At 46.7% G+C, this 18,301-nt stretch carries 20 protein-coding genes and 1 pseudogene; all 21 read right to left on the reverse strand.

The genetic code is table 11. The features are described from left to right. Window positions 1-23 precede the first annotated feature (23 nt). On the reverse strand, window positions 24-383 hold the full coding sequence (locus ACUJFL_RS13150) for an EscU/YscU/HrcU family type III secretion system export apparatus switch protein (protein ID WP_306178374.1): 360 nt from the start codon (window positions 381-383) through the stop codon (window positions 24-26). Next, complete coding sequence (locus ACUJFL_RS13155; protein WP_445427737.1) at window positions 347-784, reverse strand: DUF2802 domain-containing protein; 438 nt, start codon at window positions 782-784, stop codon at window positions 347-349. The genes ACUJFL_RS13150 and ACUJFL_RS13155 overlap by 37 nt, the downstream gene beginning before the upstream one ends. Then, complete coding sequence (locus ACUJFL_RS13160) at window positions 784-1,278, reverse strand: chemotaxis protein CheW (RefSeq protein ID WP_306178095.1); 495 nt, start codon at window positions 1,276-1,278, stop codon at window positions 784-786. The genes ACUJFL_RS13155 and ACUJFL_RS13160 overlap by 1 nt, the downstream gene beginning before the upstream one ends. Then, window positions 1,271-2,083, reverse strand: coding sequence for a chemotaxis protein CheW (locus tag ACUJFL_RS13165; protein ID WP_445427738.1), 813 nt, complete (start codon window positions 2,081-2,083; stop codon window positions 1,271-1,273). The genes ACUJFL_RS13160 and ACUJFL_RS13165 overlap by 8 nt, the downstream gene beginning before the upstream one ends. Before the next feature lies 1 nt (window position 2,084). Continuing rightward, window positions 2,085-2,861 (reverse strand): ParA family protein, encoded by a 777-nt coding sequence (locus ACUJFL_RS13170; protein WP_445425122.1) that lies wholly within the window; start codon window positions 2,859-2,861, stop codon window positions 2,085-2,087. Continuing rightward, window positions 2,861-3,826 (reverse strand): OmpA family protein, encoded by a 966-nt coding sequence (locus tag ACUJFL_RS13175; RefSeq protein WP_445427739.1) that lies wholly within the window; start codon window positions 3,824-3,826, stop codon window positions 2,861-2,863. The genes ACUJFL_RS13170 and ACUJFL_RS13175 overlap by 1 nt, the downstream gene beginning before the upstream one ends. Before the next feature lie 3 nt (window positions 3,827-3,829). Beyond that, window positions 3,830-4,573, reverse strand: coding sequence for a flagellar motor protein (locus ACUJFL_RS13180; RefSeq protein ID WP_445427740.1), 744 nt, complete (start codon window positions 4,571-4,573; stop codon window positions 3,830-3,832). Beyond that, a complete protein-coding gene (locus tag ACUJFL_RS13185; protein WP_306178090.1) occupies window positions 4,566-5,726 on the reverse strand; it encodes a protein-glutamate methylesterase/protein-glutamine glutaminase in 1,161 nt (386 codons plus the stop codon). Before ACUJFL_RS13185 ends, ACUJFL_RS13180 begins: the two co-directional genes overlap by 8 nt. Before the next feature lie 11 nt (window positions 5,727-5,737). Then, window positions 5,738-7,890 (reverse strand): annotated as a pseudogene (locus tag ACUJFL_RS13190) (chemotaxis protein CheA). Window positions 7,891-7,905: 15 nt separating this feature from the next. Beyond that, a complete protein-coding gene (locus ACUJFL_RS13195; protein WP_306178088.1) occupies window positions 7,906-8,658 on the reverse strand; it encodes a protein phosphatase CheZ in 753 nt (250 codons plus the stop codon). Between the two features lie 26 nt (window positions 8,659-8,684). Beyond that, a complete protein-coding gene (gene cheY, locus ACUJFL_RS13200) occupies window positions 8,685-9,068 on the reverse strand; it encodes a chemotaxis response regulator CheY (RefSeq protein WP_226751841.1) in 384 nt (127 codons plus the stop codon). Window positions 9,069-9,110: 42 nt separating this feature from the next. Next, window positions 9,111-9,830 (reverse strand): RNA polymerase sigma factor FliA, encoded by a 720-nt coding sequence (locus ACUJFL_RS13205; protein ID WP_371930733.1) that lies wholly within the window; start codon window positions 9,828-9,830, stop codon window positions 9,111-9,113. Between the two features lie 8 nt (window positions 9,831-9,838). Further along, entirely contained in the window at window positions 9,839-10,705 is an 867-nt protein-coding gene (locus tag ACUJFL_RS13210) for a MinD/ParA family protein (protein WP_226751840.1), read from the reverse strand. After that, on the reverse strand, window positions 10,698-12,122 hold the full coding sequence (gene flhF / locus ACUJFL_RS13215) for a flagellar biosynthesis protein FlhF (RefSeq protein ID WP_445427741.1): 1,425 nt from the start codon (window positions 12,120-12,122) through the stop codon (window positions 10,698-10,700). The genes ACUJFL_RS13210 and flhF overlap by 8 nt, the downstream gene beginning before the upstream one ends. A 9-nt stretch (window positions 12,123-12,131) precedes the next feature. Next, window positions 12,132-14,240 (reverse strand): flagellar biosynthesis protein FlhA, encoded by a 2,109-nt coding sequence (flhA, locus tag ACUJFL_RS13220; protein ID WP_445427742.1) that lies wholly within the window; start codon window positions 14,238-14,240, stop codon window positions 12,132-12,134. A gap of 138 nt (window positions 14,241-14,378) precedes the next feature. Beyond that, entirely contained in the window at window positions 14,379-15,509 is a 1,131-nt protein-coding gene (gene flhB / locus ACUJFL_RS13225) for a flagellar biosynthesis protein FlhB (RefSeq protein WP_445427743.1), read from the reverse strand. Between the two features lie 9 nt (window positions 15,510-15,518). After that, window positions 15,519-16,292, reverse strand: coding sequence for a flagellar biosynthetic protein FliR (gene fliR / locus ACUJFL_RS13230; RefSeq protein ID WP_445427744.1), 774 nt, complete (start codon window positions 16,290-16,292; stop codon window positions 15,519-15,521). Further along, on the reverse strand, window positions 16,292-16,561 hold the full coding sequence (fliQ, locus tag ACUJFL_RS13235; RefSeq protein ID WP_226751835.1) for a flagellar biosynthesis protein FliQ: 270 nt from the start codon (window positions 16,559-16,561) through the stop codon (window positions 16,292-16,294). Before fliQ ends, fliR begins: the two co-directional genes overlap by 1 nt. Beyond that, entirely contained in the window at window positions 16,558-17,304 is a 747-nt protein-coding gene (fliP, locus tag ACUJFL_RS13240; RefSeq protein ID WP_226751834.1) for a flagellar type III secretion system pore protein FliP, read from the reverse strand. The genes fliQ and fliP overlap by 4 nt, the downstream gene beginning before the upstream one ends. A gap of 8 nt (window positions 17,305-17,312) precedes the next feature. Next, window positions 17,313-17,918 carry a flagellar biosynthetic protein FliO gene (gene fliO / locus ACUJFL_RS13245; protein ID WP_445427745.1) on the reverse strand — a complete coding sequence of 202 codons (606 nt, stop codon included), beginning with the start codon at window positions 17,916-17,918 and terminating at the stop codon, window positions 17,313-17,315. After that, entirely contained in the window at window positions 17,918-18,298 is a 381-nt protein-coding gene (gene fliN, locus ACUJFL_RS13250) for a flagellar motor switch protein FliN (RefSeq protein ID WP_226751832.1), read from the reverse strand. Before fliN ends, fliO begins: the two co-directional genes overlap by 1 nt. Window positions 18,299-18,301 lie beyond the last annotated feature (3 nt).

Genomic DNA, 18,301 nt, shown 5'->3' on the forward strand with positions numbered 1-18,301 from the left:
TGGCTACAACAAGAACATGCGGGTTAGGCTTTTAGGTCAATACGCTGATGAATGTTATGCCAGTTTTCAGGAAACTTGCCTTGCAGTACATAGGAGAAAGCAATTAACTCGGCGATAATCAGATACAAGGCCTTAGGGATCTGATCGCCTAATTGTAATTGGCTTAACAGCCGAGATAACTCGGCATCTTCATGTATCAATACACCGTGCTCACGCGCTAGGGCAATAATATCAGCTGCTAACTGGCCATGCCCTTTTGCAATAATAATGGGCGCGCCGGCGCCGTCATATTTTAGCGCGGTAGCGCTTTGCTCTGGCTGATCACTCATAGCGACCTCTGCTTTGCTTAACCTTGTTTTTGTTGATGCAAATTGACCAACAATTCGGCTTCAGCGCGTGGTAATTCACATTCACGGATAATTTCTTCGAGATCAGCGCCCAGCTCCACCATCTTCATGGCTCGGCTATAAATTTTACTCTCTGGATCGCTTAGTGCAATCACTTGATGCTGTTCGTGTAACTCAGCTAATTGGTTTTTTAAGCGCTGTTGCGACTCTTGTAAATTGAGTACGCGCTGGCCAACACCAATCACGCCTGAGCGCAGCTCTTCTAGCTCAGCCTGCGCTGTGGCCGCGTGTTGCTGGCTGCTCTCAAGCTGAGCACTCAGTAAACTGACTTTACGCTCAACTTGTGCCAAACGCTTACGCAGCCATAAGGCCAGAAGCAGCACACTGATTATGCCTAGGCCTAACAACGGCCAGACTAACCAAACAGGTATGTTCATCAAAGGCTGTTAATCTCGTCCCATTCTTCATCATTTAGCATTTTATTCAAGTCAACCAAAATGAGTAACTCACCATCGCGGTTAGACACACCTTGAATAAAACGCGCACTTTCATCGGTACCGACATTTGGTGCACTATCCACCTCAGACTGTTTTAAGTAAACCACTTCGGCGACACTGTCGACCAAAATACCAATTACTTGCTTTTCTGCTTCGATAATCACCACACGAGTATTATCGGTGACTTCGGCTGGAGGTAAACCAAATCGAGCCCGCGTATCAATAACGGTAACAACGTTTCCGCGTAAATTAATGATGCCCAGTACATACTCTGGTGAGCCAGGTACAGGTGCGATCTCACTGTAACGCAGCACCTCTTGTACCTGCATCACATTGATGCCGTAAGTTTCTTCCTGCAAACGGAAGGTTACCCATTGCAACACTTCGTCGACAACCTGTTTTTTATCTGCCGATTGGGAAACTTTATTACTCATCTACAGCTCCTCGTGCTCTATTTCTGCGGGCGTTGATATCGAGGCCTTGGTTTAACAAGGCGATTAGCTCGTCAACTTCAAGTAAGACACACATATGTTCTTTGATCAATCCGGCGATCCACGGGCGCTTGCCTTGGTGTTCACGCCACTTCACTTCTTCAGGTTCTAAGGTCATGGTATCAATTAGGCTTTCGCAACACAGCCCCCAATTACTTGACCCTAACATAATGAGATAATTATAGTTTAACTCTTGTTCCAGAGTTTCGTTATATTTTTCTGGCATGACCCAGCGCGCGGTGTCGACCACATTGATTTTTTGTTCACGATACAACATCACGCCGCGAAACCAATTCGGCTTGCCAAATAAACTGGTAATGGTTCTAAGCTCATGAATACCACCAAGTTCAGTCAATGGCACTGCAATTTTTAAACCGGCCACATTAAAAAATAATACTTGAAACCGTTCTTTTCGATACGCTTTCGCCGTTGTATCGGAGGCAGCAGCGACGGTATTAGCCGCTAAACGCTGTGCTATGGGGATCGCTCTGTTACTGGCAACCTCAGTGTGCTGCACGGCCAGTTTGGCCGGTGCTAAAACGGGTTCAACCGGCGTTTTTACATTAACCGCGGCGGCTGTCGCAGCCACGGGCTTCGCAGTAACAGCTTGCGCTAATAATGTGTTTAATTCAGCACGTTGTTTTTCCGCAACAGCACTAACGGCGACCTCAGCGCGATCATCGTCTTCGGTTAATAACGAATCTAAATAGCCTTGAATCACTTTTTGACTGGCAATTAACTGGCTCATATTAAGCCTCCGGCGTTAATTGCAGCAAATAAGTCAGCAACGTATTGTAAGCAAATACACCACGAGCATTGCTGGCAAACATATGCGGGGGCGTTTGTGCTAACGACGCATCGCGAAACTTCGTATCAATAGGAACCACAGAAGACCACACCTGATCCTGATACGTCTCTTTTAACGCTTTATAAGCTTCTAGCGAGGCTCGGGTACGTTTGTCGTACATAGTAGCAATTATAGTATAAGATAAAGCTTGTTTAGAGCCACGCATTAACGCCATGGTCGCAATCATACGCTCTAAACCTTTTAGTGCCAAAAACTCGGTTTGCACCGGTATTAACACGCGCTGACATGCCGCCAGCGCATTGACCATTAAAACCCCCATCACCGGGGGGCAATCAATCAATACATAGTCGTAATCGGCGGCAATTAACTGTAAGGCTTTTTTCAGTAATAAGCCCATACCCCCTTTATTGCCCATGGCACGATCGAGAGTCGCTAACGACATGGATGCGGGCAGAATATCTAAACCTTCAGCCTGAGTCGGGCACAGCGATTGTAATATTTCTTCACGGGTAATCTGTTTACCGCGCATAAAAATATCAAACACACTCACTTCTAGCTCTTCGGCATCAATACCAAAATAGTAGGTTAAAGAAGCATGGGGATCGGTATCGACTAACAGCACACGATGACCGCGCTCGGCCAATAAGCCACCAAGCGTCACTGTGGTGGTGGTTTTACCTACTCCACCTTTTTGATTTGCGACTGTCCAAATAACCACTATTTAGGATCCTGTCCTTGCGGCACGGCGTCAGGGTTTTCCTGACGCGTTGTAATACGTATCCCGCCCCCAGGTAAAGCAATAACTTGAATAGAACCATCTTCTTGAGTGACTTGACGCAGTTGCTGCTCTAAGGCGGCATTTGCTTCTGGGTTTAGCTGCTCGGGCCGATAACCATAACGAGAAATGGCAATCACCACTTTACGATTTTCAGCCCGACCGCTGGCGGTACTGTTATCGGCACTGGGATAATACTGACCGAAGCCTTCAATTGCCATACGATGCGATGGCGTACCAGACTCTTCTAATAAGCGTAGCACTGAAGTGGCACGTGCAACGGATAATTCCCAATTAGATGAAAACACTTCATTACGGATAGGAATATTATCAGTATAGCCTCTGACTCTTAAAAAGTTATTGATTGGATTAATGATTTTGCCAATTTCTTTTAACAAAGTACGGGCTGACTCTGTTGCAGTGGCGCTGCCTGACGCAAATAATAACCCGCTGTTTAGCTCGATCACCAACCAATCTTCATCTTGCCTAAGTTTAGCGACTCCTTGTTCAATTAAATTACTTAGCGCCTGTGTCAACTCTTGCTCTATGGATTGTAAGGCGCTGCCTAAAAAGCGTTGTCTGACATCAGATAAGGTCGCTGAGTCGGCAACCAGTTCCGGCCCTTGCGCCGGTTCAAGGGAAGTGCCGTACAATGGAAAATCACTTTGTTTATTGCTTAACGGTAATAAGGTTTCACCGGTGGCGGCGGTTTGGTCTTTGACCGTTTTGTCAAACACTTTGGTAATAGAATCGGTGAGTACACTAAACTCTTCATTTTTGACTAAAGATAACGCATAAAGCACAACAAATAAGGCAAACATTAAAGTCATGTAGTCAGCATAGGACACCAGCCAACGATCAAGATCTTCGCGTTCAGTTTGTTGCTGAGAACCTCGATGTCGATACATACATTAACCTGGTCGATAGGCGGCAAGTTTCCGCTCAATAGTCCGCGGATTTTGCCCTTGGGCAATAGACACTAAGCCTTCAATAATCAACTCGTGATAAAGACTTTGTTGCTGAACTAAGTTTTTTAATTTGTTCCCTAAAGGAATAAATACAAGGTTCGCGAAACCAACGCCATAAATGGTGGCTACAAAAGCAGTGGCGATGCCCAAACCGAGCCTATCAGGATCACTGATATGACTCATTGCTTGAATAAGCCCCAATACCGCGCCAATAATACCGATAGTCGGGCTGTAACCACCCAACGCTTCAAAAATACGCGCGCCACGCAGTAAACGTTCGCGAGTCAAACTTAATTCAGCATCTAAGGTGATTTGTAAGGTGTCGGCTTCTGCACCATCAACTAATAAGTTTAAACCACGATGTAAAAACGGATCGGATTCTTCTAGTGCTGCCGATTCCAATGACAAAAAGCCATTAGCGCGCGCTGAATTTCCCCACTCAACAATCCGGTTCATGGTTTGTTGTACAGGTAGCGCCCGGGGTAAAAAAGCCCATGGCAGCATAGATAAGCCCAAGCGAAATTGTTGAAATGGGGTTTGCAACATTACTGCACCCAGCGTGCCACCAAATACAATAATAAACGCCGGTAAATGCATTAAGGTACTGAGTGTACCGCCTTCTAAAACAAAGCCGCCAGCAACCGCTACTACCGCCAGTATAAAGCCAATAAACGCCAACTTATCCATGCTTTAGTTCCGTCAATATTCTTGCAGCCACATCAGCTAAAGGCACTTCCGCATCCATTAATCCTGCTGCTGCAATCGCTTGCGGCATCCCATAGACAACACAACTGGCTTCATCTTGCGCCCAAATGGTTGCGCCCTGCTGTTTCAGCATACGTGCACCTTCGCGACCATCAGACCCCATACCGGTTAATACAATCGCCAGCACTTTTTGCTGAAACACCCTTGCGGCAGTAGCAAAGGTGACATCCACACTGGGTTTAAAATTAATTCGCGGGGAATCATCATCTTTGATTTTTAAACGCGCTTGGCTTTCATTGCCATCCACCAACATTTGTTTGCCGCCGGGCGCTAAATAAGCCACACCTGGGCGCAACAGTTCATTGTCTTCGGCTTCTTTAATTTCAATTTTGGCCAACGAGTTTAATCGCTGCGCAAAAGCGCCGGTAAAAGCCGCAGGCATATGCTGAATTAGGATAATCGGTAACGGGAAGTTAGCGGGTAACGCCGTTAAAATACGTTGTAAAGCAACGGGACCACCGGTAGAGGTACCAATGGCAACCAGTTTATATTCTTTACCACTGCTTTGGGTCACGGCAGAGCTGCGTGGGGTTAACGTAGGCCGTGGCATGGCACTGCGAGCCCCGAGGCTGCGACTGGCATCAGCTAATGGCCGCGTTGTTACATCGGCGGTGCGCGTCGTTGGCATAGCAGTTTTTGCTAACGGAGAGTGTGCGAATGTACTGCGACCTAGGGGGCGACGTCTTGCAACCGCTTTAACGCGATCGCGTAACACATCGATAGCTTCTTGCTTATCGCGGGCAATATCTTCAAATTTTTTCGGTAAGAAATCGACAGCCCCTGCTTCTAGCGCGTCTAAGGTCGCTTTCGCGCCTTCATGTGTTAGCGAAGAAAACATTAAAATAGGGATACGCTGAGTTTTCAGTATTTCGCGAACCGCAGAGATACCGTCTAATACTGGCATCTCGATATCCATGGTGATCACATCCGGTTTTAACGCTAATGCTTTCGCTATGGCTTCCTGCCCATTATTGGCAGTATCAATCACCTCTAACTCGGCATCAGCCGATAACATTTCGGTTAAGCGGCGGCGGAAAAAACTTGAGTCATCAACGATTAATACCCTAATAGTCATGCAATACTCACTTAACCACGTAGCGTTTTAAAGCGCTCGAATTTTATTTTTGACTTTTTAGCATAATGCTTAAGCAGGTTTGGCACGTCTAAAATCAAGGCGATACCACCATCAGAAGTTATGGTAGCACCAGCCATGCCAGGTGTACCTTGTAATAAAGCATCAAGCGCTTTGATCACCACTTCTTCTTGGCCAATCAGTTGATCAACCACAAAACCTACCTGCTGCTGGCCGATTTGCACGATCACAACATGACCTTGTTCGCGGCGCAGCTTTTTATCAGAGCCTTTGACCAACCAATGTTCGAGGTAAAACAAGGGTATGGCTCTGTTGCGCACCACGATGGTTAACTGGCCATCAACAATATTCGTTTTTGCTAGATCTAGATGAAAGATTTCATTGACACCGGCTAAAGGTAAAGCGAAGGTTTGTTTACCTACCACCACCATTAAGGTTGGCAAAATAGCTAAGGTTAACGGCACCTTGATTTCTAGCGTAGTGCCTTCACCCAATTTCGAACTAATATGCACGGTACCGTTCAGTTGAGTGATCTTGGTTTTCACCACATCCATGCCGACACCGCGACCAGATATATCTGAAATCTGCTCTTTAGTTGAAAAGCCAGGTGCAAAAATCAAATTAAAGGCATCGGTATCCGACATTCTGGCGGCCGCGTCGATATCAATAACACCGCGTTTAATGGCAATACCTTTGAGTTTTTCTGGATCCATACCGGCACCATCATCTTGAATGGTCAACAGAATATGGTCCCCAGCTTGGGTAGCCGCTAATTTCACAATACCGGTCCGTGCCTTTCCTGCAGCTGCACGGACATCAGGCATTTCAATCCCGTGGTCAACCGAGTTGCGCACCAAATGCACTAACGGATCGGCTAAGGCTTCCACCAAGTTTTTATCTAAATCGGTTTCTTCACCTTCAAGGATTAGATCGATATCTTTTTTCAAAGAGCGTGCTAAATCACGCACCACACGAGGGAAACGACCAAACACCTTCTTAATGGGCTGCATGCGCGTTTTCATCACCGCACCTTGAATATCCGCAGTGACCACGTCAAGGTTGGCAATCGCCTTAGTCATTTCTTCGTTTTGCGTTGAGCTGGATAAGCTTACCAAACGATTGCGCACCAACACTAACTCACCAACCATATTCATGATTTGATCTAGGCGTTTAGTATCGACTCGTACCGTTGTTTCAGCGGCAGCTGCAGCTGCAGCCGGCGGTGCGCCTTTATCCGCTGGCGTTGCCACAACTGGTGCAGCCGTTGCGGCAGGCGTTTGCGGTGTTGTTACCGGTGCAGGTGGAACTGGACGCTCCGTAGCTTTAGCCGCCGGGGGTGTCACTGGCGCTTTGCCTTTGCCATGCAATTGATCTAATAAGGCTTCAAATTCGTCGTCAGTAATTTCGTCATCTTTTGGCGCAGCAGCTTTTGGCTTGACGGGTTCAGTTTCTGCAGGAGCTTTAGCTGGAGTGTCGCTGTTAAAACTGCCTTTACCATGTAACTGGTCTAACAGGTTTTCAAATTCGTCATCGGTAATGTCATCAGACATATCAGCGCCAAGATCAGCACTCGTTGTCGCAGTAGGCGCACTATCACGACCAGGGCACCGCTGCCATGCAGCTCATCAAGCATACGCTCGAATTCTGCTTCAGAAATACTGTCGATATCACCCGCATCTTCAATTTCTGCAGCCGCTTGAGCCGTTGCGGCTGGCGGCGCTGACACTACTGGCGCTTCAGCGACCGGATCTGCAGCGGCAGGTTCACTGTAGTGATGGAGTGCCGCTAATAAATCAGCCGCCGCTGGCGTTAACGGTTGCCGACCTTTGACTTCGGTAAACATACTGTTGACCGAATCGAGCGCTTGCAAGATCACGTCCATCAATTCTGGCGTTACCGAGCGTTTGCCTGTTCGTAAAATATCAAATACGTTTTCCGCGCCATGGCAGACGTCAACTAATTCGGTTAGCGATAAAAACCCCGCCCCGCCCTTCACCGTGTGAAAACCACGGAAAATCGCATTAAGTAGCGGCGCGTCATCTGGGTTATTTTCTAACTCAACTAACTGTTCTTGCAGCAACTCCAAAATTTCACCGGCTTCTACCAGAAAATCCTGAAGAATATCCTCGTCCATATCAAAGCTCATCTGCAGACACCTCAGTTAAAACCCTAAGCTAGACAGTAAGTCGTCGACATCGTCCTGACCATTTACTACATCTGCACGCTCAGCGGCATCAATAATCGGACCTTCGGCAGCAACCAACGTTTTAGTTTTACTTTTTGCGGGTTGTTGTTCCAGAAATTGCGAACTGGATTTACCAAAAGCAGTAACAAGACCGATAAGGCTTTCTTCGACTTCTCGTACTAGTTCAATCACACGGCGAAGAATTTGCCCAGTAAGATCTTGAAAATCTTGCGCCATCAAAACGTCAGTTAACAAGCTGTTTAGACGTAATGATTCGCTCGAGGTTTTTTGTAAAAAACCATCAATATTATGACAAAGCGCTTTAAATTCAGCTAAGGGCAAATCGCGCTGCATCAACTTTTGCCATTGCGGCATTAATTGCCCAAGTTGTTTAGTGATCTCATCGGCAATCGGTAAACAAGATTCTACGGCATCCATGGTACGGTTAGCGGCTTGCTCTGTCATATCAATAACATGGTTTAAGCGCTTTTTCGCATCAGGAATATCTTCTTGCAATATATTGCTAAGAGCTGGATCAATTCGGAAGTTTTTTAAGGAATCGTGCAGTTGTCGGGTAATTTTACCGACCTCAGCAAATAGCTCAGATGAGCCAGGCGTACCTAGCTGTTGCACCAGTTGATTAGCAACTTCTTGCTCACCAATCTCCAGTAGCTGAACGAGTTCTTTTGCTTGTTCAAGCGTAATTAATGGGACCTTAGTCACAGGCATGGCTTTACTCCTTGGCAAGAAACGGTTTAACCGATCCGCTCAAATACTTTCGCCAGCTTTTCCTGTAAGGTTGCAGCAGTAAAAGGTTTGACGATGTAACCATTAACGCCAGCTTGAGCTGCCGCGATGATTTGTTCTTTTTTAGCTTCAGCCGTTACCATCATCACCGGAATGTGCTTCAGCTTAGCATCGGCTCGAATTGCTCTTAGCAAATCGATACCTTGCATACCCGGCATATTCCAATCTGTGACCACGAAGTCAAAATCTCCGCCTTGTAACATAGGTAAAGCCGTGCTGCCATCATCTGCTTCTGAAATATTCGTAAAGCCTAGATCGCGCAACAGATTTTTGATGATACGTCTCATAGTAGAAAAGTCATCTACCACAAGGATTTTCATATTTTTATTCAAAGTCCCCTCCGAAGAGAAAGTCATCCAGATAATATGGATGCATTACAACCAAGCCTGCATTCGGCCTTTTAAACGCACCAATGCCTGACTATGAATCTGACTGATACGAGACTCGCTAACATCCAGCACCGCCCCGATCTCTTTTAAGTTTAGTTCTTCATTATAATAAAGCGACAGCACTAACGCTTCTCGCTCTGGTAAACTGCTGATGGTTTTGGCAAGTGCATCGTTAAAGGCGCTGTTAGCTTGATGCTGATATAACTGATCGGTATCGCTATCATCAGCAGTCACCAACACGTCTTCAGAAATACCAAGGTCTTCAATACCAATAATTCGACCCGAGCTAACATCACTAATCATATGATGATATTCATCTAATGATATAGCAAGTTTTTCTGCAACTTCATAATCTTTAACGTCACGGCCCAACTCAGCTTCTAGCTCGGCGATGGTGTCGGCAATTAAACGGGAATTACGATGCACTGAACGCGGCGTCCAATCGCCGCGACGAATTTCGTCTAGCATGGCGCCGCGAATACGAATGCCTGCAAAGGTTTCAAAACTCGCGCCTTTGCTACCATCGAAATTTTTCGCAGCTTCAATTAAACCGATCATCCCAGATTGAATTAAGTCATCGACTTGCACACTGGCCGGCAAACGGGCCAATAAGTGATAGGCAATACGTTTGACCAGCGGAGCTTGTCGCTCCACTAACTGTTGCATGTGGTCTACGCCACCATAAGCGGCAAGCTTACTGTTCACAGAACCCCCTAATCAGACTGTGGCTGTACTAACTGCTCCAGAAAAAACTCCAGATGCCCAGATGCACTGCCTGGCAACGGCCATTTCACGGCTTTAAGCGCTAAGGTTTTAATTGCCATACTCGCCGGTGTTGTTGGGAAGGCTTCAATAAAAGCTTTCTGTTTGCGCGCAGCTTTGCGCACGTTTTCATCCTGTGGCACGGTGGCCACTAATTCTAAACTGACATCAAGAAATCGATCAGTGACACGAGTCAGTTTAGCAAATAATTCTTGGCCTTCTTTTAGGCTGCGCACCATATTCGCTACAATTTTAAATTTATCGACGCCATGGTCGCGACTTAAAATCTTCATTAAAGCATAAGCATCGGTAATGGAAGAGGGTTCATCACATACGACCATTAAGACATCTTGCGAGGCACGAGAGAAACTAAGCACCATATCGGAGATACCCGCGGCGGTATCAACTAGTAACACATCAATAGGTGTGTGTAATTCACTGAAGGCACGAATTAAACTAGCATGTTCTACCGGAGAAAGCTCCGTCATATTTTGACTACCGGAGGTGGCAGGCACAATTTTAATACCGTAAGGCCCCTCTACTAAAATATCGTCTAAAGTAGCCGATCCAGCAAGGACATGGGATAAATTTTTATCGACGCGCAAGCCCAACATCACGTCGCAATTGGCTAAACCGAGATCGGCATCAAGTACTAAAACCTTTTTCCCCAGCTGGGCCAGCGCCATAGCCAGATTCAATGTAACGTTGGTTTTACCCACGCCACCTTTACCGCCGGTTATGGAAATCACTTTTACCATCTGTTTTTTCATTTTTCTAAGGCCACTGGCTTGATCATCGGCTAATACATCTTTAGGCATAGGCAGCTGCTACCTGCGTTGTGTCGTCTTGATACCATTGATGGCGGTTATCACTGTGTTGTTGACGTAACTGCTCCGCTTCTTTTACTAAATCGGCCGCGTCAGCAATCCGAATATCTTCTGGCACACGTTGGCCATGTGTTAGGTAACTGACCGGCAAGGCATTTTGTAATGCCACATTGATCACTTCACCTAAACTTAAACATTCATCCAATTTGGTGAAAATACAACCTGATAAGCCAATGCGTTTAAATTGTTGCACACTTTCTTGCATCACACGCGCCTGAGCTGTGGCTGACAATACCAGATAACTTTTTATTTTAACACGAGAATTATGGACCAATGACGCAAGTTTCTCGGCTAAACGCACATCACGTTGACTCATGCCGGCTGTATCAATTAAGACCAGTTTACGCTGTTGTAGCTGATTCAACAATATCGCCAGCTCTTCGCTATCTTTCGCCTGTTTAACGGGACAACCGATAATGCGGCCAAATGTCGCCAGTTGTTCAAAAGCACCGATCCGAAAACAATCTGTGGTAATTAAAGCCACTTGATCAACACCATGTCGTTTGGCAAAACCCGCGGCAAGTTTGGCTACGGTGGTGGTTTTGCCTACTCCTGTTGGGCCAACTAAGGCAATAACCCCACCTCGACGCAAAATATCATCGTTAGTGGTATTTAACTGCCCTGAGAGTAATTCTAGCGCAGTATCCCATGCAGCAGCGGCATTTAAATCATCTGGCATGAAACAGGCTAACTGATCAGCGATTTGCTCAGACAAGCCCATTTGTTGCAAATTCTCAATCACAAGTGCCCGCACGGGCTCGCGCCGAGCTAAATCTTGCCACATTAAACCCGAGACTTGATGCTGCAGTAATTGGCGCATCGACAGCATCTCAGTTTGCATTTGGGCGAACTGTTGCTGCATTAATTGTGCTTGGGCTTGCTGGGCTTGACTAATTTCTTGCCATTGTGCTGACTGAGCTTGAGTATTGCCAGAATTTTGACGTTCAAATTGTGGGGCTTTTTGTAACGCGGGCTCAGCAACCTTTTGCTTGGTTAGTGCCGCTGCGGGGGCTTGCGGCTCCCGACCTTGTTGCTTAATCATTTGTCTGGCGAGTAAGGCGCGTAATGAATCTGCTGGATCCGCTTCTGGCTCGTCATCAACACTGACACTAAAGCGAGGCTCGGCGCGTGCACTGGCACTTGCTACCGTTTCTGCAGTATTAGAAGCCTGTGATGGCGTGGCTTGGCGAGGTGTTGCTGCTGGGGCTTCTGCATCAATCGCCGCAACAATTTCAACACCACCAGCGACTTTTTTATTAGATAAAATAATTGCATCGGCGCCGAGGAACTCTTTGACTTCTGCCAGGGCGCTGCGCATATCTTTGGCAACAAAGCGTTTAATTTTCATGAGTTACTCCTAATTCTGCTGACCGATTACACTAACGATTCGAATTTGTTTGTCATCGGGGATCTCTTGATATGACAACACTCGTAGTCCTGGGATAGTGTATTTCACGAATCGTGCCATGACTGAGCGTAAAATTCCTGACGTCAGCATAATGGCGCTCTCACCGGTCAACTCTTGGTTCTGATGCGCTTCTTGTAATGACTGCTGAATGCGATCGGCTAATCCGGGTTCAATACCTGCGCCATCGTTACCCGCCGCCTGCATGGATTGATGCAACATTTGTTCAAGCTCAGGCGCAAAAGTAATCACCGGGATCTCAGGTTTACTGCCCACCACCTCTTGCACAATAAGCCGACGTAAAGAAATACGACAAGCCGCAGTTAACACATCAACATCCTGACTTTTCGCGCCATATTCCACCAAAGTTTGTACAATTGTGCGCATATCACGAATTGGCACACCCTCGTGTAATAAGTTTTGCAGCACTTTTACTACGGTTGTCAGTGGCAGTGTTTCAGGGACTAAGCCTTCCACTAGCTTAGGTGAGTGCTTGGCCAGCATATCTAACAAATTTTGAACTTCTTCATGGCCTAATAAGCTGGCGGCATGATTAGTTAAAATTTGACTAAGATGCGTAGCAACAACGGTGGCCGCATCAACCACGGTATAACCTAGTGTTTGAGCATGTTCACGCTGATCTTTACTGATCCACACCGCATCCAAGCCAAATGCCGGATCTTTAGTGGCGATACCTTTTACCGTACCAAACACCTGGCCTGGGTTAATGGCTAACTCATTATCGTGGCGTAATTCCCCCTCACCATTGGTTACGCCCATCAGGGCCACCCGGTAGCTGTTCGGCTCTAAATCAAGGTTGTCGCGAATATGGACTGGCGGTACCAAAAAGCCCAACTCTTGTGATAGCTTTTTACGTACGCCTTTAATCCGATTTAACAACTCGCCGCCCTGGGCTTTATCTACAAGCGGGATCAAACGATAACCCACTTCTAAACCAATGGTATCAACGCCATGCACATCGTCCCAACCGATCTCTTTCACAGTTTGTGATTCAGGCTTAGGTTGGCCAGCCGTAGCTGCGCGCGGTTGCAAGGCTGTCGCTTTTTCGTTGGCCAGTTTTTTGATATACCAGGCTACGCCGCCCAATAACGCTGCTAAGGATAAGAATGAAAAGTGTGGCATGCCGGGCACAACGCCCATTAATGTCATCACGCCAGCGGCGACAAACAACACATGGGTGTTATCACCCAACTGACTGGTCATTTGCTTGCCCAGATCGCCTTCTTTGTTTTGGCGGGTGACGATAATGGCAGTACCAATCGATAATAATAAACCCGGGATCTGCGCAACCAAACCATCACCTATGGTTAGTAAAGTATAAATTTCCATCGCATCGCCAAAACCCAGATCGTGCTGCATCATGCCGATAAACAAGCCACCAATCAGGTTGATCACCAAAATAACGATACCGGCGATAGCATCGCCTTTTACGAATTTACTGGCACCGTCCATCGAGCCATAAAAGTCGGCTTCATTAGTCACATCTTCGCGACGTGCTTTGGCCTCTTCTTGAGTAATTAAACCAGCATTTAAATCGGCATCAATAGCCATTTGCTTACCAGGCATCGCATCTAAGGTAAAACGTGCAGACACTTCTGCGATACGACCGGCACCTTTAGTCACCACCACAAAGTTGATGATAATTAGGATCAGGAAGACCACGATACCCACGGCATAGTTACCACCGATAACGACCGAGCCGAAGGCTTCAATGACTTTACCGGCCGCATCGCCGCCATTATGACCTTCCAGCAACACGACACGGGTACTGGCCACATTAAGTGCCAAACGTAGGATGGTCGCAATCAAGATCACACTGGGAAAAATACCGAAATCTAACGGCCGTTTGGTATAGATGGTGACCAGCAACACCACCAGCGCCAGCGCGATATTAAAAGAGAATAAGACATCCAGCATAAAAGGTGGCAGCGGTAATACCACCATAGCCAATGCCGCCAAAATTAAGACTGGCGTGCCAACCCCCTTAAGGTGTTGAAGTTGGGATCGATCAAATTTACTGTAAAGCTGGCTCAACTGCATGGATAACCTGACAATTTAATGACGGAACAACAGGCTAAAGCAATAAACGTTCCAGTATCAGGTGAGGTTATTGAAAAGCAGCTAAATGAGCGATAAAACCGTGCCGACACTTTATCGGCACGCGGCGCTCATTCGTGGTTAGTGTTTAAATTCATCAGGGATGGGTAGCTCTTTCGCGAGATTTTTCGGCCGACTGCCTTTGCCTTTACGATACAAGCGTAATTGGAAAACATAAGCGAGCACTTGCGCCACGGCCGCGAATAATTGTTCGGGGATCGGATGATCAAGTTTAGTCGTGTAATAAATCGAACGGGCTAGCGCCGGTGATTCAATCACCGGGATTTTATGGCCATTGGCAATTTTTCGAATATGCATGGCGATATCATCGACGCCCTTGGCCACCACCACCGGTGCGCGGAACTTGCCTTGATCATACTTTAACGCCACCGCATAATGTGTTGGGTTGGTGACGATAACATCCGCAGTGGGGACTTGCTGCATCATCCGTTTCATCGACATCTGCATTTGCGTGCGACGTATCCGCGCCTTGATCTCTGGGCTACCCTCCGAGTTTTTATGCTCGTCTTTAATTTCTTGTAGCGACATTTTTAACTGCCGCACATGATTCCACTTTTGATAAGGGGCATCGACGATAGCAATTAACGAGGTACTGGCACAAAGCCCTAAAAACAACCATCCTAAGAAATATAACGCTGATTCAATATTATTCGGTTCGCTCATCAAAGACAGCGCCATAATATCCATAAAGAACAGCTTTAATAAGAAAAAGGCAACGCCGACTACCACAGCTACTTTTAAAAAACTTTTACCCAGCTCGACCAGCGCTTGTAAGCCGAACATGCGCACTAACCCCTTCATTGGGTCCATTTTACTGGCTTTGGGGCCTGCAGCTTGCCAACTCAGGTTAAAGCCTCCTAACAAGGTATTACCTAAAAACGCGGCAATAAGGATGAGAGAAAATATGCCGATTAAAGGCATAATGAGTTCGCCACCCGCATCGCCCCAGGCAGTAAACATCGAATTCGTTTCAAAAATATCCTTTTGATCGAGCCGCAACATACGCTGACCAATGGTGAGCACTGCCATGGCTAGCATCTTGCCAAACACCAATAATGCTGCGGCGCTGCCAATGAGTACAAAAGCCGTGCCAAGGTCTTTTGAGCGGGCTATCTGGCCCTTTTCTGCTGCGTCTTGCAGCTTCTTGGGCGTGGGCTGTTCGGTTTTTTCTGCGCCGGAATCTTCTGCCATGTCAGCCTCCTAGCAACTGATCAGCCGACAGCTGTAATCAATTACATGCTGCCACTGTTTATCGTAATGGAATAAAAAGGTATCGAGTGTTAACCATAAAATCAGCAAGCCTGACAGCATGGTTACAGGGAAACCAATCGAGAAGATATTCAGCTGCGGTGCAGCTCGAGTCATGATGCCAAACGATAAATTGACCACCAGCATAGCGACAATCGGTGCCAAGGCAATTGCTAGCGAAGTGGCAAACATCCAGCCGCCAAACTCAATAATGGTCCAGTAGTGCGTTACATCCCACCATTGACCGTTAATCGGCAGAGTATCGAAGCTAAACACTAGCATCTGGATCATAATCAAATGACCATCGAAAACAAAAAACAACAAGGTGGCTAAAATCAGATAAAACTGACCGATAGCCGGAACCGTCATGCCGCTCGCCGGATCGGCCATTGATGCGAAGGCTAAACCGGTTTGCGCTGCCAGTAATTGCCCTGCCAACACAAAGGTATTAATAAACATCAACGAAATAAAACCAAGGGCAAAGCCAATGGTAATTTGCAACAGCACTTCTAAAACCATGGCAAAAGAAATCAACTCTGGGTAAACCGTCTTTGGCAACATTGGCATCATCACTAGCGTAATCATCACCACTAAACCGGTTTTGATCCGCGTAGGGATAGTGCGCACGCCCAAGCCAGCCATAATCATCAACATACCGGTCACTCGACACAGCGGCAGCAGAAAATCAGCAATAGCCTGTAACAGCGTTGCCATCAAAATTTCCATTAGCCCACTACCGTTGGAATGCTTTGATATAAGTCGACGGTATATTCCATGATCACCCGAACCAACCAATGCCCGCCGAACATCAGCGCTAATAAAGTGACAATTAAACGCGGTAAAAAGCTTAACGTTTGTTCGTTAATCGAGGTCGCCGCTTGAAAGATTGCCACAATTAAACCGACAAACAATGACGGCAAAATAATGGCGCTGACCAGTAAGATCACGATAAATAATGAATCACGCAACACATCAACAAAGATCTCTGGACTCATGTGCCGACTCCATAACTGGTGGCCAAGGTGCCCATCACTAAAATCCAGCCATCGACCAGCACAAACATCATTAACTTAAAGGGTAAGGAAATAATCATGGGTGACAACATCATCATACCCATGGCCATCAAGACGCTGGCTACCACAAGGTCGATAATCAAGAACGGGATAAACAACATAAAGCCTATTTGAAACGCCGTTTTTAATTCGCTGGTGACAAAAGCCGGGATAACAATAGTCATCGGATAATCTTGCGGCTGCACAGCCACATCTAAGCCCGCAATCTGCGCAAAGGTATCCAAGTCTTTAACCCGCGTTTGATGCAGCATAAAGGCTTTTAAAGGCACAATGGCTGCATCAAGTGCCTGCATCGGATCCAGGGTTTCAGCAAGGTAAGGTTGGATGGCTTGCTCATTGATGTTTTTAAACACCGGCGCCATGATAAAAAACGTTAAAAACAGCGTGATGCCAATAAGTACTTGGTTAGACGGAGTTTGCTGTAAACCGATAGCTTGGCGCAGGATGGCCAGCACCACGATGATCCGAGTAAAACTGGTCATCATGATCACCATCGCCGGCACAAAGCTGAGCGCGGTCATGATGGCCAGTACTTGCAGCGTGACACTGTAAGATTGTGAGCCATCAGAATTGGTCGTCACAGTCAGTGCCGATAAACTGCCATTATCGGCCAACAGATCAGGACTTAGCAGAGCTAATAACAACAGAAACAACAATCGCAACATGGAAAAATCTATTTTTTCAGGAATGATTGCAACTGTGTATGAAAGTCTGATGCCAACTTTTCTTCGGGAAGCGGATTTTCTAATTCAAACAGCAAATTAATGTTATGTGGCGTTACGCCAATAACACGTTGTTTGCCTTGCATTTCAATAACTAAGATACGTTCACGCTGCCCTAATGGCAGAGATGAAATGACTTTAATATGTTTAGTACCTGGCAGGCGTAACGACAGTTTTTTAACCAACCACCCCAAACCAATCACTAAAACAACCACCAGCGCCAGAGAAATGACGATTTTCATCAAGGTCATCGAGCTGGGTGTTGCTGCACTATTATTCTCGGCCGCTTTCAGCCGATCTGTACGATCGCTTGCTGTGTTATTGTCAGCCGCTGGTGCTGCTAATGGCGCGCTGGTGTCTTTTACTAAGGGGTTAGACTCGTCCGTGACTACTTCAGCGGGTACCGGCTCAGCCAGCTCTGGCTTGTTGACCGCAGGCTCAACCGTGGCCGCAGCGCGCTGCTGCGGTGAGTCTGTTGCAGGCGGCGCAGTAGCTAATGCCTGCAGAGGCAGCCACATGCAACAGGTTAAGGCGAAAAGTAAGCTACTACTGCGCATTAACGTAACTTCTTAATCCGCTCAATTTGGCTAATCACATCCGTTAATCGGATACCAAATTTGTCGTTAACCACCACCACTTCACCATGCGCAATCAGGGTACCATTGACTAATACATCTAAAGGCTCACCGGCGATCCGTTCGAGCTCCACCACCGAACCTTGGTTCAGTTGCAGCAAATTACGAATACTGATTTTAGCGCGGCCTACTTCCATCGAAATAGTCACGGGAATATCTAAAATAGTATCGAGCTTACGCTTATCTAGCGAATTGCCCTTATCGTCTTTTAATTCTTCAAGATCGACCTTTTTTGCATCACCACCTTCAGCCTCAGCCATCGCTGCTGCCCATTCGTCCATTGTGTCTTGATCTTCAGCCATCGT

The sequence above is a fragment of the Alishewanella sp. HL-SH05 genome (assembly GCF_052655985.1).

Excerpts from the sequence above, each read along its gene's own strand:
- ACUJFL_RS13185 (WP_306178090.1), bottom strand. The coding sequence starts at position 5,726 with ATGACTATTAGGGTATTAATCGTTGATGACTCAAGTTTTTTCCGCCGC.
- ACUJFL_RS13165 (WP_445427738.1), bottom strand. The coding sequence starts at position 2,083 with ATGAGCCAGTTAATTGCCAGTCAAAAAGTGATTCAAGGCTATTTAGAT.
- ACUJFL_RS13155 (WP_445427737.1), bottom strand. The coding sequence starts at position 784 with ATGAACATACCTGTTTGGTTAGTCTGGCCGTTGTTAGGCCTAGGCATA.
- ACUJFL_RS13195 (WP_306178088.1), bottom strand. The coding sequence starts at position 8,658 with ATGCCTGTGACTAAGGTCCCATTAATTACGCTTGAACAAGCAAAAGAA.
- fliO (WP_445427745.1), bottom strand. The coding sequence starts at position 17,918 with ATGCGCAGTAGTAGCTTACTTTTCGCCTTAACCTGTTGCATGTGGCTG.
- ACUJFL_RS13180 (WP_445427740.1), bottom strand. The coding sequence starts at position 4,573 with ATGGATAAGTTGGCGTTTATTGGCTTTATACTGGCGGTAGTAGCGGTT.
- flhF (WP_445427741.1), bottom strand. The coding sequence starts at position 12,122 with ATGAAAATTAAACGCTTTGTTGCCAAAGATATGCGCAGCGCCCTGGCA.
- fliN (WP_226751832.1), bottom strand. The coding sequence starts at position 18,298 with ATGGCTGAAGATCAAGACACAATGGACGAATGGGCAGCAGCGATGGCT.
- flhB (WP_445427743.1), bottom strand. The coding sequence starts at position 15,509 with ATGGCAGAAGATTCCGGCGCAGAAAAAACCGAACAGCCCACGCCCAAG.
- fliP (WP_226751834.1), bottom strand. The coding sequence starts at position 17,304 with ATGTTGCGATTGTTGTTTCTGTTGTTATTAGCTCTGCTAAGTCCTGAT.
- ACUJFL_RS13210 (WP_226751840.1), bottom strand. The coding sequence starts at position 10,705 with ATGCCTAAAGATGTATTAGCCGATGATCAAGCCAGTGGCCTTAGAAAA.
- fliQ (WP_226751835.1), bottom strand. The coding sequence starts at position 16,561 with ATGAGTCCAGAGATCTTTGTTGATGTGTTGCGTGATTCATTATTTATC.
- fliR (WP_445427744.1), bottom strand. The coding sequence starts at position 16,292 with ATGGAAATTTTGATGGCAACGCTGTTACAGGCTATTGCTGATTTTCTG.
- flhA (WP_445427742.1), bottom strand. The coding sequence starts at position 14,240 with ATGCAGTTGAGCCAGCTTTACAGTAAATTTGATCGATCCCAACTTCAA.
- ACUJFL_RS13175 (WP_445427739.1), bottom strand. The coding sequence starts at position 3,826 with ATGTATCGACATCGAGGTTCTCAGCAACAAACTGAACGCGAAGATCTT.
- ACUJFL_RS13160 (WP_306178095.1), bottom strand. The coding sequence starts at position 1,278 with ATGAGTAATAAAGTTTCCCAATCGGCAGATAAAAAACAGGTTGTCGAC.